11 protein-coding genes and 4 pseudogenes are annotated in these 14,084 nt (G+C 42.3%); 8 read left to right on the forward strand and 7 right to left on the reverse strand.

Annotated features, from left to right (window positions below; genetic code table 11):
• From AAC155_RS16530 to AAC155_RS16540, 3 genes and pseudogenes are all read right to left on the reverse strand, one after another.
• Positions 1-135: pseudogene (locus AAC155_RS16530) on the reverse strand (transposase family protein); the annotation flags it as partial.
• Positions 136-414: 279 nt separating this feature from the next.
• On the reverse strand, positions 415-1,386 hold the full coding sequence (locus AAC155_RS16535; RefSeq protein WP_113043369.1) for a tail fiber protein: 972 nt from the start codon (positions 1,384-1,386) through the stop codon (positions 415-417).
• Between the two features lie 407 nt (positions 1,387-1,793).
• Positions 1,794-1,949: pseudogene (locus AAC155_RS16540) on the reverse strand (VapC toxin family PIN domain ribonuclease); the annotation flags it as partial.
• A 2-nt stretch (positions 1,950-1,951) separates the two neighbouring features.
• On the opposite strand from AAC155_RS16540, the pseudogene AAC155_RS16545 reads away from it, so the two are divergent.
• Positions 1,952-2,122 (forward strand): annotated as a pseudogene (locus tag AAC155_RS16545) (IS1595 family transposase); the annotation flags it as partial.
• 36 nt (positions 2,123-2,158) lie between these two features.
• On the opposite strand, the gene AAC155_RS16550 reads toward AAC155_RS16545, so the two are convergent.
• Positions 2,159-2,437 carry an addiction module antidote protein gene (locus AAC155_RS16550; RefSeq protein WP_011146554.1) on the reverse strand — a complete coding sequence of 93 codons (279 nt, stop codon included), beginning with the start codon at positions 2,435-2,437 and terminating at the stop codon, positions 2,159-2,161.
• A complete protein-coding gene (locus AAC155_RS16555; RefSeq protein ID WP_113043370.1) occupies positions 2,434-2,736 on the reverse strand; it encodes a type II toxin-antitoxin system RelE/ParE family toxin in 303 nt (100 codons plus the stop codon). Before AAC155_RS16555 ends, AAC155_RS16550 begins: the two co-directional genes overlap by 4 nt.
• 154 nt (positions 2,737-2,890) lie before the next feature.
• Here AAC155_RS16555 and AAC155_RS16560 point away from each other — a divergent pair, with 154 nt between their 5' ends.
• The gene (locus AAC155_RS16560; protein WP_229015819.1) at positions 2,891-2,992 is read left to right on the forward strand and encodes a hypothetical protein; all 102 of its coding nucleotides are present in this window, start codon (positions 2,891-2,893) and stop codon (positions 2,990-2,992) included.
• 141 nt (positions 2,993-3,133) lie between these two features.
• Here the strand turns inward: AAC155_RS16560 and AAC155_RS16570 are convergent.
• Positions 3,134-3,223 (reverse strand): annotated as a pseudogene (locus AAC155_RS16570) (class A beta-lactamase); the annotation flags it as partial.
• Positions 3,224-3,917: 694 nt separating this feature from the next.
• Between AAC155_RS16570 and AAC155_RS16575 the strand changes: the two are divergent.
• Entirely contained in the window at positions 3,918-5,768 is a 1,851-nt protein-coding gene (locus AAC155_RS16575; protein ID WP_113043372.1) for a polyurethane esterase, read from the forward strand.
• A 73-nt stretch (positions 5,769-5,841) separates the two neighbouring features.
• The gene (locus AAC155_RS16580) at positions 5,842-5,970 is read left to right on the forward strand and encodes a hypothetical protein (RefSeq protein WP_262405175.1); all 129 of its coding nucleotides are present in this window, start codon (positions 5,842-5,844) and stop codon (positions 5,968-5,970) included.
• Between the two features lie 27 nt (positions 5,971-5,997).
• Here the strand turns inward: AAC155_RS16580 and AAC155_RS16585 are convergent, their stop codons facing one another.
• Complete coding sequence (locus tag AAC155_RS16585; protein WP_228900925.1) at positions 5,998-7,005, reverse strand: helix-turn-helix transcriptional regulator; 1,008 nt, start codon at positions 7,003-7,005, stop codon at positions 5,998-6,000.
• Between the two features lie 271 nt (positions 7,006-7,276).
• Here AAC155_RS16585 and AAC155_RS16590 point away from each other — a divergent pair, with 271 nt between their 5' ends.
• Genes AAC155_RS16590 through AAC155_RS16605 form a run of 4 tightly spaced genes read left to right on the forward strand, consistent with a single transcriptional unit; the run spans position 7,277 to position 14,063 of the window.
• Complete coding sequence (locus AAC155_RS16590; protein ID WP_113043374.1) at positions 7,277-9,283, forward strand: TonB-dependent receptor; 2,007 nt, start codon at positions 7,277-7,279, stop codon at positions 9,281-9,283.
• A complete protein-coding gene (locus AAC155_RS16595; RefSeq protein WP_113043375.1) occupies positions 9,280-10,524 on the forward strand; it encodes an MFS transporter in 1,245 nt (414 codons plus the stop codon). The genes AAC155_RS16590 and AAC155_RS16595 overlap by 4 nt, the downstream gene beginning before the upstream one ends.
• A complete protein-coding gene (locus AAC155_RS16600; protein WP_229015628.1) occupies positions 10,517-12,316 on the forward strand; it encodes an ABC transporter ATP-binding protein in 1,800 nt (599 codons plus the stop codon). The genes AAC155_RS16595 and AAC155_RS16600 overlap by 8 nt, the downstream gene beginning before the upstream one ends.
• Positions 12,216-14,063, forward strand: a complete 1,848-nt coding sequence (locus tag AAC155_RS16605; RefSeq protein WP_229015629.1) for an ABC transporter ATP-binding protein — start codon at positions 12,216-12,218, stop codon at positions 14,061-14,063. The genes AAC155_RS16600 and AAC155_RS16605 overlap by 101 nt, the downstream gene beginning before the upstream one ends.
• The last annotated feature ends 21 nt before the right edge of the window (positions 14,064-14,084 follow it).

Here is a 14,084-nt window from a genome sequence, read left to right on the forward strand (position 1 = left end):
CCAACCTTCAGCGCCAGCGAGAATGGCGCTGATGACAAGAAAAATAACATCAATCAGCTCGTATTGACGATTGATGTCAGAACGAGTTTCTTTCACAACGGTTAAATGTTCAATCAGGGTCTGGTTCGGATTCATGGGCGAGTATTAAAAAGAAAAATAAGGAGAATGAGATCATATAATTACGGTTCATTCAAGGGGGGGGTAAAAAAGTATGCTCGCGCCCTGGGAGAAGCGCCTCGTTCTGATGATGAACTTGCTCATCAATAACACAAGTAAGCTCATCTTATCTGATGAGCTTTTATTATCCGTGAAAATGATTTTGCCAGAGCCAAATGTCATGATAAACGCTGATATTCTTCATAACAAATTATGGCTATGGCAATTTCAATATCTAAGATTATTTTTAGGTCATCATTATTCAGCCTTTACGATGTAGTTGAATGCAATATTTCGAGGGCGGGTTTCATGGCTCGTTCTGGCTACTCGTGACGCATCAAATAGGGTTTTATAACTAACGTTATCGTTCTGGGCTCCATATTTACCACTTACAGCGCCGCCATTAGCAAAAACACCTTCAGTGGTGACTGCTATTTCACCATCTCCTTTAAATGAGCCTTTTAAATCTTGTAGTGCATCACTCTGGTTTGTTAGAAGTATTCTACCGGGATCTACCCCTCTACCATCATCCCAGCCACGAATAAACTCGCCTCTTAAATCGGGCAATCTACCATTAGGATAAGCTTCTGCTAACTTTGGGTACTGTAATTTATTAAAAGTTGAACCATTACAAGTGAAATAGCCTATAGGTGGATGCGCTAACGGCCAAGGAATAGGAGCACCAACAGGAATTTCACTGGTTGTTTTAATCAGTTTATCTACTTCTGTTCGAGTATATGCCCCTACATCACTCGCATTCAGATTAATATCCTCAATCAACGCCTTACCATTTATTTTCCGGCTATTGGAGACTTTACCATCAATATTTCCACGCAATGAATTGATGATTTCCTGCACCAGCTTTTGTGTCACTGCCAGTGTGTCATTGTTGCCAATTTCATTGGTCAGTTGGACAACGCCTTTTTGTGTCAATGAGGCATCAGGAATTTCTGCTGTGACTTTTTGTTTTAACGCTTGATTTAATTTTGAGGTGAGTTTAGCGATATCACCATCATCCAAAACATCATCGCCAGATTGTGTTGCAATAAAGTTAGCGATAACAGTAGCTATTGTTGATGATTGGCGTAACGCCTTATTTAATACGTGAGTAGAAATATTATCTGGCGGAAACCCCACCTGTAAACTCTGATTTTCTTCATATTTTTCTTGACTCACTACATTAGCATTATTACTAATGGAAAAAGCTTTAAAATCATTTTTTTGGCTCATATTCCCCTCTTTAATTAAATTGTTTTCTTATGTAATCAATGTATTAAATTATCGTATAGATAACTCTATCCATTTGCGCCAATCATAGTCTAGTTCAAAAAAATAATAATGGACTATTTTTATAACTTACAGGATTGATTATTTTTGTATAAGAATTAAATAAAAAATTAATGCATGTGAATTATTATTTCACTGAAAAGTAAATCTATATGACAATAAAGTTAAAATATGAAAATGATTTTATTTGAATAATGACGGAAATAAAAAAATAGATGGCAATGATTTGGTAAATATTTTTTCAAATTTGTGAAATAATATTTCAATGTTCTGCTTTGATTTTATTTTCAATAAATATCTCAATATGCATGTTTATTTCTTATTTAATATAAGCATACATGTCCTTAAACCTAAGGATTTAGTATTGGCATACCGGTCAATTCAAAATCAATCACATTTCGTGTGACGACAGTCATACCATGAACCAGCGCAGTTGCGGCGATAAGTGCATCACGCTCTGAGCATGGAGCTGGAACATGCAACCGGGCACACCGCTGAGCCACAGCCATACTGGGGCGGGGCTCAGCACGGCCCCCGAGGGCGAGGGGCAAAAGGGAAATGCCCTTTCGTTGCGGCGGTTTCAATGAATGAAAAGGGCCACCCTATGTTCATGCGTTTCAGCGTTGTGAAAGGGTTTAAGACCGGGGAACTTACCCGTTGGCTAAAGAGCCCCAAAAGTTGAAGTATAGCGTCCAACTTTTGGGGGGCAGATCAATTAAGCCCCTGTGAAGTGAAGTTTCAGCCCTAACGCTTTTGTTATTTTCATCATAGCGCTGAATGTTGGATTACCTTTTCCTGAAAGAGCATGATATAGCCCTTCTCTGGACATACCGACCTCTCTTGAAAGCTGGCTCATGTTTCTGGCTCTGGCAATATCACCCAGCGCAGACAGTACCAATGCCGGATCACCATCTTCCATAATTTCATTAAGATACATTTGCATTTCTTCTTCACTGTTTAAGTGTTCTGCAATATCATATTCTTTCAGTTTCATAGCTCCCCCTCAATCTCTTTGTAAATGGCTTTTGCTCTGGCTATATCTTTTTGCTGTGTACTTTTATCTCCCCCACACAACAAAACAACGATTACTTTTCCGTGATTTTTTAGATAAACCCTGTAGCCTTTACCTTCATGAATCCGCGTTTCTGAAAACCCTTCCCCTACTGGCTCTATATCGCCAGAATTACCGTTTTTCAGTCTGCGAATTCGTGCCTGAATCTTTGTTTTTACCCTGATGTCTTTCAGGGCATCAATCCAGTTATCAAATGTTTCTGTACTTAATACAGTTATCATTCCTTTGCCCCTTATACTTCGATAATTAAAGTATACGCCATATTTCCTTATCGTCAAATATATCTGACACAATAAAGGGGCAGAAAATGCCCCTTTATTGTGTGCCACATCAGATACGTTAATCGTGACAAAGTTAGACAGACTCGCGCGTTCAGTGGATTACTTATCGCAAATCGCCAGTCGCTTTCAGAGTGAGAATATCGATTTGGTCGTCTATTGTTCCCTGAGTTCCCCATCTGGCCCTACATACTTATAAAGAGTCTGTCTGCTAATCCCAAGCTCTTCACATAATTCAGATACGCTACAATCTCTACTCTTCATGGAAGCTTGTGCCAAGCGAACCTGAGATTTTGTGAGTTTAAAAGAACGTCCGCCTTCACGTCTTCTTGCTCTGGCCGCTGCCAGCCCATGCCGGAAAAGCAAAGTTGACCAATGGAATGGTGATACCGGCTAATAACAACGAACGCCGCAACGGGGAATGTTTCATATTTGGTTCTCGTAACTCGTAATATAGATAATAAAAAAACGCATTATAGAGAGAAAAAATTAATGTCGCACTATTTTTAATAAAATTTTATTATGGCGATTTTTATCATTATAAGTACTGTGTTTAATCTGCGATATAATGTTAAATAATCTTTAATTTAATGCGATGGTAATTATAAAGTTCGTTGTTAAATAAAAAGTCAATATATTGTATTTGTGAGTTTCTTATTAAAGAAATTATATTAAACATCTATTCTAATCAATAAGGTATTTATAGAGAATAACGGGTTTTAATTTTCTTTTTCTAACCAATTAAGTGAATCAGTGATGAAAGTTTTTTCTCTTAATTTACATACCCATACTTATTTTGTATGTATGAAATGGAATTAACCAATCTCTCTTTATAATGTTGTGGACTATAGCTCTTCATCAATTTAGTCACTTTATAAAACTATAAACAATGATAATAAATATGTCAGTGTATTTATTATCATCCGCGCAATCTTTTAGCATATAAACTTAATTTTTTCAATTTGAAATTTGTAAAAATATTAAATTTTCATGATGGCTCACTAATTTATAAATTTTTAGATAATTACTCTTTAAATTATCTCCATCAATCTATACTTACCTAGCTGGTTAATATTTTTAGAACACTTTTTTAACTTTATATTAACTTAATAAGGATATGCATCATGGGTGTTTTTCAGTACAAAGACTTTGATGACACTACTTCCAAAGAGTTATTTTCCGACGCAAAAACTATCGCCGGGTATGCTTATCATAATCTGGGCAGCGGATTTGCCGAGGGGTATTACAACTATGGTTTTGGTTTAGGGATGCCATTAACGTTGTTGACTGCAATTCTCGGTAGCACAACATCGCAGGGCATCACACCTAAATTGCCTTGGAATCCGGACGCAGAAAAACAGGCACAAGATAAACTCAATGACGCAGGATGGTTTACTATCAGTGCTGATGAGTTAGGTTATCAGGGAAAAACTGATGCTCGCGGTACTTTTTTCGGCGAAAAATCAAGTCATTCCACTGCTCAGGCAGAGGTAATGGGAAAATATGATGCTGATGGTAATTTGATTTCTATCGGCATTGCGTTTCGCGGTACGAGTGGTCCCCGAGAGTCAATTATTACCGATACATTTGGCGACATTATGAATAATATGTTGGTCGCTTTAGGTAAGAAAGACTATTCGAATGACTACACGCCAAACGCTTTCGGTCGGCTGCTGGACCATGTAGCTAATTATGCCAAAGCTCACGGTTTGACGGGCAGTGACGTTGTGGTCAGCGGCCATAGTTTGGGTGGGTTAGCTGTGAATAGTATGGCGGAGTCTAGCGATACGAAATGGGGGGGATTCTACTCCCAGTCGAACTATATCTCTTTCGCTTCGCCATCACAGTATGAGAAAGGTAATAAAGTGCTGAACGTGGGATACGAGAATGATCCCGTATTCCGCGTATTAAACGGCACTAGTATTGATTCATCATCTGCGGGAGTTCACGATACACCAAGGGATTCTGCGACAAATAATATTGTTAATTTTAACGATCACTATGCATCAAACTGGTGGAATGTGTTGCCCTTCTCCATTGCTAATGCGTCAACCTGGGTTTCGCATGTGACGCCATTTTACCAGAGCGGCATGCAACGTATTATGGAGTCAACGTTCTACGATCTGACTCATAAAGACTCTACTATTGTTGTCAGTAATCTTTCCAACGTTACCCGTGAAAATACTTGGGTGCAGGATTTGAACCGGAATGCTGAGAAACACACTGGTAGTACTTTTATTATCGGTACCGACGGCAACGACCTAATTAAAGGTGGTAAAGGAAACGATTATCTGGAAGGACGCGACGGCAATGATATCTTCCGTGATGATGGCGGATTTAACATTGTTGCCGGCGGGAAAGGCCATAATACCTTTGATTTACAGAAGTCACTAAAAAATGCAGAAATAGCTTATGACCAGGCAGGTACATTGTATATGCGTGATGCACAAGGCGGCATCACCATTGCTACGGATATCTCGGCTATAAGAAGTAAGGAAAGTACCTGGCTGTTTCTGACTAAACAGGTGGATTCTCAAGTCAGGGCCGATGGTTTGTATTCTAGCAATGGATTGACGAAATACGCCAATTCAGTCACAGGCAACGATGGGAATGATACTCTGACGTCTAAAACCTCCGGTAGCTGGTTGTTCGGTCTGGATGGCGATGATACGTTGATCGGTTTCGGCAACAATAATGTCTTCGTCGGTGGTGAAGGTAATGATGTTCTGAAAAGTCAGGGTAATAACAATACTTTCCTGTTCAGCGGTGATTTTGGACAAGACATCATCTATGGTTACAACAAGACGGATAAACTGGTGTTTTTGGGTACCGAAGGCAGTAGTGATAAAAGTCATTATCTGGATCATGCTTCTATGGTGGACAATGATCTGGTGTTTACCTTCGGGCAAAACTCAGTCACTCTGGTTGGCGTCAGCATGGATAGCTTATCGGTAGATAACATAATACTGGCATAACATATATACCCAATGGATTTCAAGATGGATCGCGGCGGCAAGGGAGTGAATCCCCGGGAGCATAGTGAACTATGTGACCGGGGTGAGCGAGTGCAGCCAACAAAGAGGCAACTTGAAAGATGACGGGTATAAATCATGCGATACCCCTATTCATGAAGGGGCTATGTCAAAATGGCCATATTTTTTAGAATTAACTGAATAGTCAGCATTGCAAAACAGAGATTTTCATTTATTTTCCGACCACGATATTTTCTGTTAATAAAGTGTGACCAACGGCATATTTCGCCTGCCATGCTTTAGGGTTGATCAAATAATGTTGCCGGAAGCGTTTAGAAAAATGGCTTGGACTGGAGTAACCCACCGCGGTAGAAACATCAATGACACTCATGCCTTTTTTCAATAAATCTTCTGCGGTCGTCATGCGGACATTTTCCAGATATTGATGGAAAGTGCGAAAAACAACCGCACGAAATCCCTCTTTTAATTTCCGTTCATTTAAACCAACCGCTCTTGATAATGATTTTATTGTCCAAGGGTAATGATAATCACTGTTAATTATTTTTATTGCATTATAAACGGCGCGGCGTTGCAACCCGCTGACCATATTATATTGACAATCATAAACTTGAGACGCCACACAAGCGAGTATTTCTAACGCTTTTGCCTTTAAATAAACCTTTCTTACATTGCCACTTAATTGGCACTCTTCTATTTGGTTCACTATTTGCATAAATGGTGGGTAGATAGGACATGCCATCATCAATACATCACTGTAGCTGGCGTTCTTTTCAAAACCTGCTGCTAATTGAGTAAAAGGTGGCAATTCCTGAGCTGCAATTTCGTTCAATGAAAAACGAATGTCGAGTATATGCCATGATCCGCAGCTAAAGAAGTTCATGCCTCGCGTCATTTTCGGTGAATAGAAAAATATCATCATTCCCGGATGAATATCTAATTCATCACCATTTTCAATCGCCATTTTTCCTCTCCCGTTTAAAATAAACGCGATTGACACCGTTGGCGGTCCTTCACAATATTCTGTGACATCTTTGTTGAGTTCAAAGCATAGCCGATTTATGTGAATTCCGTCAGATAATTCCTCAATCAATAAGGGAGTATTTGTATTCTTTTTATCTGCATGTGAATGTACGCAATTGCAATGGTCAGCCGTGAAAACTTCTAATTTTTTGCTATAGATTGTCTTCATGAGATCCCCTGTAAAATTAGCATCAGACACCAGTTAAAAATTATTTCCGTACTTAAAATAGTAGTTTTTACTTACATATCATAGCCATTATATTTTTACTGTGTATATATATATTGGATTGTGAATATCACGCAATTTATCATTAATAAGAATCATTATCAATAGTACGTAATGCGCTACTTTTGTCCCTATTCCGTTAGCCCTGATGGAATACTATCGATAGTCTCCCGTTATGTTTTTTGTTTTACCATACCTAATTTTTGTAAAACATGATTTAAACAGTGCATAACGAGTTATTTATATGAGAAAAAAATACGCTAAGGCGTCTGTTTTATGTTGTTTAATTTCGCCTGTAGTATGGGCGGAACATTCGTCTGGCGCGACAGAAGATGCTTTGATTGTGACGGCCAATAAACGGGAAGAAGCGTTAAATAAAGTGGATGGCAGCGTTCTAGTTAAAACAGGCGAAGAACTTGTACAGGCCGGTATCACTCAAGTACAAGATCTTGAGCGCGCTTTCCCTGGTTTACAAATCCGCTCACGAGGTAATAGAACCTATTCAGCAACCACCATTCGCGGTATTAGTTCACCGGATTTCTATTCGCCTTCTGTTCGAATTTATGTCGATGGCGTTCCTCAAGATCACCAATTCCTAACACAAGAATTAATCAACGTGGAACGTGTAGAACTATTACGCGGTCCGCAAGGGACTTTATATGGCGGAAATGCACAAGCGGGTGTTATTAATATCATCACTCGTTCACCGCAAGAAGGCCCTTGGCTTAACCTTTCCGGTAATTACTCCAAGCTGAAACAAGGTGGTTCTTTCAGCGGATCAATACCGCTTATTGAAGATCTCCTTTATGGTAGTACCAGCCTGCGTTGGGTAAAAGAGCCTGGGCAAATTGATGCACCAAATCGTGGCGATAAAAATATTGATTCCAGCAAAACCTGGCTTGGTCGAGGGCAACTGACATTTGCACCAGAAGATTCTTCGTTCAGTGCTGAACTTAGCTTTGCTCATGAAGATCTCGATTCCCATGAAGAAGTCTATCTAAACGACGAACAATTTCGTCGGAAAGAATATGATGGCCCTATCCCTGATTTAACCCGTCGGGTTAACAGTTATGCATTCAAGGCTGAATATGATTTTGGCGACAGTGTATTAACCAGTGTGACTTCTTATCAGGATCGCGATATTTACCGTGATTTCATTGGTGGTAAATGGAAAGAGAAACACCATGCCACCACGCAAGAGCTGCGTTTGAACTCCAATTTCTCAAATGGAATTACCAGCGTTCTCGGCGGTTGGTTTTCAGATGAAAAGAATAAACATCATACCAGTGGTTACCCCGGTTATTATGGTAATGCGGCTAACACAATAAAAGGAAAATCGCTGGCACTGTTTGGTGAAGTGAAATTGCCCTTTGCTTCTCAGTGGGATCTGACCCTGGGTGGCCGTTTGTCCCATGAAAAATCGCAGATAGACTATGCGGGTCGTTCTGGCATGGCAGCAATTGAAGCTTTTGATAACCAAGTTTCCAGCAATGAGTTTACGCCTAAAGCCGCATTGGGTTGGCAATTGACGCCAGATACCCGTTTCTATCTCTCTGCTACGAAAGGATACAAACCCGGTGGATTCAATAACATTGTTTACTCCACCAATGATAGAAAACCCTACGATACCGAAACCTCAGATAATTATGAATTTGGCTGGCATACCTCGTTCTTTGATAACGTAGTGACATTAGACAGCGCTGTTTACTACATTCGTTCGAAAGATAAACAAATTTATGTTGGTCCGATCGGTGCACAGTTTATACGCAATGTGGGTAAAGCAGAGAGCAAAGGCATTGAGTTGAGTAGCCAAATTAAGCCAATGAAAGGGCTGAAATTTTCTCTCGGGGGAAGTGTAGGCAAATCAAACTTCACTGATGCAACCGATATAGAGAATGGCATAAGTTATAACGATAAACGCCTGCCTTATGCGCCAGATGTCATGCTCAATGCAAGTTTTGACTACTTGATTGATCAAACGTTGTTACCCGGTAACCTCTATTTAAATGCCGGTGCCCGCTACTATTCAAAAAGCTACTTTAATGAAGCGAATACCCTTGAACAGGGAGGATACACCCTCTATGACGCTTCATTAAGTTTAGAAATGGCACATGGGGTTAATGTAAAACTCTATGGCGAAAATCTGGGTGATAAAAAGTATCGTGTCTCCAGTTTCACCGTGGGGCCAAATACGCTCAGTATGATCAATAAGGGCTTGAATGTTGGGCTGGATGTGAGTGTCTCACTATGACGCATAATATCTCCCATCCCCGCCATATATCGTTACTATTGTTGACTTTGGCGGGGGTTTACACCCTCCAAAGTACTATCGGCATGTTAACGTTACAAAGTATGCCAGCGTTTTTGCGTAGCCACGGCGTAACCCCGGATAAAATCGGCTTGCTCTACTTGTTGATGCTGCCTTGGGCATTCAAATTCCTTTGGGCGCCTATTATAGAGCGCTATCGTAAATCTGGTTCGGGGGATACAAACCCCCGTCGTATCATGATTTGCGGTAATCTGTTAATTACCTTGCTTTTTTGTTCAATGTCACTGGCAAAACCTGCCGAACATATGCCGCTGATTATCGTCGGTCTGTTTCTGATCACCATTTGTTTGACCGTGGTGGATACCACCACCGATGGCCACGCTATTGACCGGTTATCACCAAAACATCGCCCTTGGTGCAATGTTATGCAAGTTGGCGGCGGTTATTTGGGTTCTATCATCGGCAGCGGTCTGTTTCTATACCTTGTTTCGCTGTATGGTTGGCACATTGGCGCCGGGGTGTTAGCCATAGTGATTCTATTGATGTCACTGCCTGCCCTATTTTTACGGGAAACACAGGTAGAAAAAGCACCAACGGTTTTAAAAGCCCCGGTTGCCCCTTCTCTCAAAAATGCACTCCGTCGGGCACCGGTTAGACAAGCACTGGTTTTGATATTGCTGTGTATGATCGGTACGCGCCTTTCACTTGGTATGCTTTCGCCGTTTTTGATCGATCGCGGTGTGGATTTAACTCAACTTGGTATCATTGCCGCCAGTGGTGGTGCATTAGCTGGATTATCTGGTGTTCTGCTTGGTGGCATCATTGTACGTAAATTCGGTGCTATCCAGACTTTACTGTCTGTCATGCTGCTTGAATCTATCGTATTAGCCTGTATCTTCTGGCTTGCCCGGCAACCAGAAGCGCCGTTATCCCTGCTTTCAGCCGCATATGTCTTCATCACCTTAATCACCGCCGCCAAATTTGTTGCGCTGTATACCCAGATGATGTCGCTCGCTGCGGGTGCTCAGTCCGGTGTGGATTTTGCGTTGATGCAATCCGCAGATATGGGTATTGCAATTATCTGTTCAGTGTTGGGTGGATTGATTGTTACTAAAGCAGGCTATTCTGCCCTTTTCGTTCTCGCACTTCTCTTCACCTTCATTGCCTTGTTCTGGACATTGCGTAAATTCCATAATTTCCACAAGGAGAGCGTGAATGCGTAATCATGATACTTCTGTTCAGAGTTCGCCAGAGCAGCGTGCGGCTGATGCCGGCGTTATTAAAGAGTTATGGTATTTGATGCGCCCATACCGCACGTTGAGTTACGTTGCTATTGCACTTGCCATTCTTTCCGCCGGCCTGCAAATGTTGCCAGCGGCGGTTGCCGGGCTCATCACCCAATCTATCTATGACGGGCAATATGATACGCTATTGAATTATGGCGCTATGTTATTGGGATTTACATTTGCCGCTATGTTGGCCTTTAGTGGTTCAACGTTTTTTGCTCATTTGATCGCTGCCGATGTGCAAGCTGATGTTCGCCGCAATATCAGCAGTAAGTTGAAGTCTGTCCCTTTGGGCTTTTTCATGCTGACCGACAGCACTGAAATAAAAAAGATGATGCTAGATGACGTCGAACAGCTTGAAGATGGCATTGCCCATATCATTCCAGAGATGTCTGCTACCTTATTCGGTCCATTGATTGCATTGAGTGTCATGTTAGCCATTGATTGGCGGTTAGCCTTCGCAGCCTTCGCGCCAACTTTGGGTGCCTGCCTGTTATTCGTCTATATTCAGATAAAAGTTCAAGCGACAACTCAGCGTTTTTATGCCGCCCAAAACCGTATTGCTTCAACAATGGGTGAAGTTATTAATGCGATTCCTGTGGTCAAAACCTATTCAGGCGGCAAGGTTGCGTTGCAACGCGCTGAGAAAGCGTTTACTGCCCTGACTCGGATTATTGATGTTTGGGTTGAGAAAGTGCAGGTCAAATCTAGCCGGTTTTTCGTGTTATCCAGTGCTAACCTGCTGTTTGTCCTCCCTTTGGCGGTCTGGTTATGGAACCGACAAGAGATCACTTTATTCGAATTCACTTTCTTTATTTTGGCGGCAATGGCATTCGGCAATATTGCCTCATCTATGTTCGCTGTGATGACACGTTTGCAACAGCAAGAGGCGTTGATCACACGCTATCGTTGGTTAATGAATCAACCTGAACTGGCGCCTTGTACCCAAAGCCAAACACCAGCCGATCACAGCGTCGCTCTGCACAATGTCAGTTTCTCCTACCAGGATAATCAGGAGAATGCATTAAATCACATTTCATTTTCTATACCGGCGGGCAGTTCATTAGCTTTAGTCGGTGCCAGTGGTTCGGGTAAATCTACTGTAGCGAGTCTTATCGCACGTCTTTGGGACCCTCAGCATGGTCAGGTTACTATTGGCGGTGTTGATATCCGTAATATGGATGAACCGACGCTACGCAATAACGTCTCTTTTGTTTTCCAGCGTGTGTTTCTGTTCAACGATACGGTGGCTAATAACATACGATTAGCCCGTCCTAATGCCTCACAGGCCGAAGTTGAAACGGCTGCTATCGCAGCGCAAGCACATCAATTTATTCAGCAATTACCGCAAGGCTACGACACCGTACTGAACGGTGGCGTGAGTTTATCGGTAGGTGAAAAACAGCGTATTGCCGTTGCCGCCGCTATTCTGAAAAATGTCCCAATCCTTGTATTGGACGAAGCTACAGCCTATGCCGATCCAGAATGTGAAAAAGAGATGCAACAAGCGCTCAATGCTCTATGCCGTAATAAGACAGTGATTGTCATTGCCCATCGTCTACCGACTATCCGTCATCTTGATCAAATAATGGTTTTAGATAAAGGACAGATTATCGAACAAGGAACCCATGAAGAACTGGTCGCGCAGCAAGGTGCATACGCCAGACAGTGGGCTGCTTGGCGGGGAGAAAAAACCGGGACAGGAGCAAATTATCATGGGGCTATTTAATCGTCTCCAGCAACATCTATCACCAAAACAGCAAAGAGTTTGGTTTAAGGGGTTGTTATATAAACAGTTTGATACCGTTGCGATTATGGCTCAACTTGCTATTGCTGCTTGGGCTATTACCCATCTAGGGGAAAGTGACAATCCTATGTTGCCGCTTATCACTTTGGGATTACTGGTTATTTTACTGTTGCTGCGATTTACTTTTATGGCTCGCGCATTATGTAAACTCACCATTGCCGCCTATGGTTTAGGCATAGAAATTCGTCGCTCTCTGCTACAACGCCTTGTCAGTATGTCTGTCGCCACTATTCGGGGATTGAGTGCTGGAAAAATAGCGTTGACGTTATCTGAAGATGTGCAATGGCAGGAAAATCAGTCAGCCTATACCACACCGCAAATCGCTTGTCAGGTGATGATGCTGACTCTCATCTACCTGGCTTTATTCTGGTTCGATTGGGTGGTTGCCGGTAGTGCATTATTAGTGCTGATGGTTGGGATGTTCATCTTGGGGGCTATCCGTAAAAAACTGGATGAAATATTGCGCTTGCGTGCCACTATGATGGCTGATGTATCCGAAGCTATCGTCGAGTACGCCCAAGGTATGTCCTTTATTCGTGCTGCGGCAGCGACCACGACGGTAGAACAGCGTTTTGACCGCGAAATCGACCAATTACGTGTCGCATTCCGCCGCGGGGTATTCAGAAGTATTCCGCTACTGAGCCTGTTTTACATCATCATTGATACCAGCGTGGTCGTTGGCATTCTGGCTGGCGCTCTGCGCTTTAATTCACCAGAAGCATTAACACTCTCAGAAATACTTATCACGATTCTGTTGTTGTTTGCCACGATTACCCCTCTACGTGGGATCATCCCCTTACTCAATATTACGGCCTTAACGCAAGTAGGTGAAACCCATATTGCAGAGATAGAAGCCGTTGCAACGCAAGCTTCCGGGCCACTAGCCGCGCCAGACAAATATGATGTTGAAGTTAATAACATCTCATTTAGCTATCCAGGTACGAATCAACCCGCTATCCAAAATGTGTCATTTTATGCGCCGCAAGGCAGTATGACCGCTATTGTCGGGCTCAGTGGCAGTGGGAAATCCACACTGGCTTATCTGCTGCTCTCTTTCTATCAACTGGATAAGGGAGAAATCCGTCTGGGGGGGAATAATATTCATCATTACCAAACCCAGGCACTGTATGACACCGTTACTATGGTATTTCAGGAAACCGCACTATTTCAGGATACCGTCGCTAACAATCTCCGGTTGGGTGATCCCGGTGCAACCCAGTTAGAACTGGAGCAGGCTGCTCGCCTTGCCAATATTCACGATACGATTATGGCATTACCGCAAGGGTACGATACACCGCTAGGGGTGGATGGCGGTACGCTGTCTGGTGGCGAGCGTCAGCGCCTTGCCATTGCCCGTGCCATCTTAAAGCAATCTCCGGTTTTATTCCTCGACGAAGCGACGGCTTCTCTCGATCCCGAAAACGAACAGTTGATACAACAGGCGTTTGATTCTCTTACCCAGAATAAAACGGTTTTTGTTATCGCTCATCGGCTGAGCACGATAACCCGCGCTGACCAGATATTGGTGATGGATCATGGAACCCTTTGTGATAGTGGAACTCACAACGAATTGTTAGGACGTTGTTCACTTTATCAATCCCTTTGGGAAAACCATCTCGGCTCAGAGGAGCACTGGCATCTATACCCAAATAAGCCAAATAAGGTGTAACCCCCCGTTTTATAACCGTCA

It is taken from the genome of Photorhabdus sp. HUG-39 (genome assembly GCF_963878365.1).
Taxonomy (GTDB): domain Bacteria; phylum Pseudomonadota; class Gammaproteobacteria; order Enterobacterales; family Enterobacteriaceae; genus Photorhabdus; species Photorhabdus kayaii.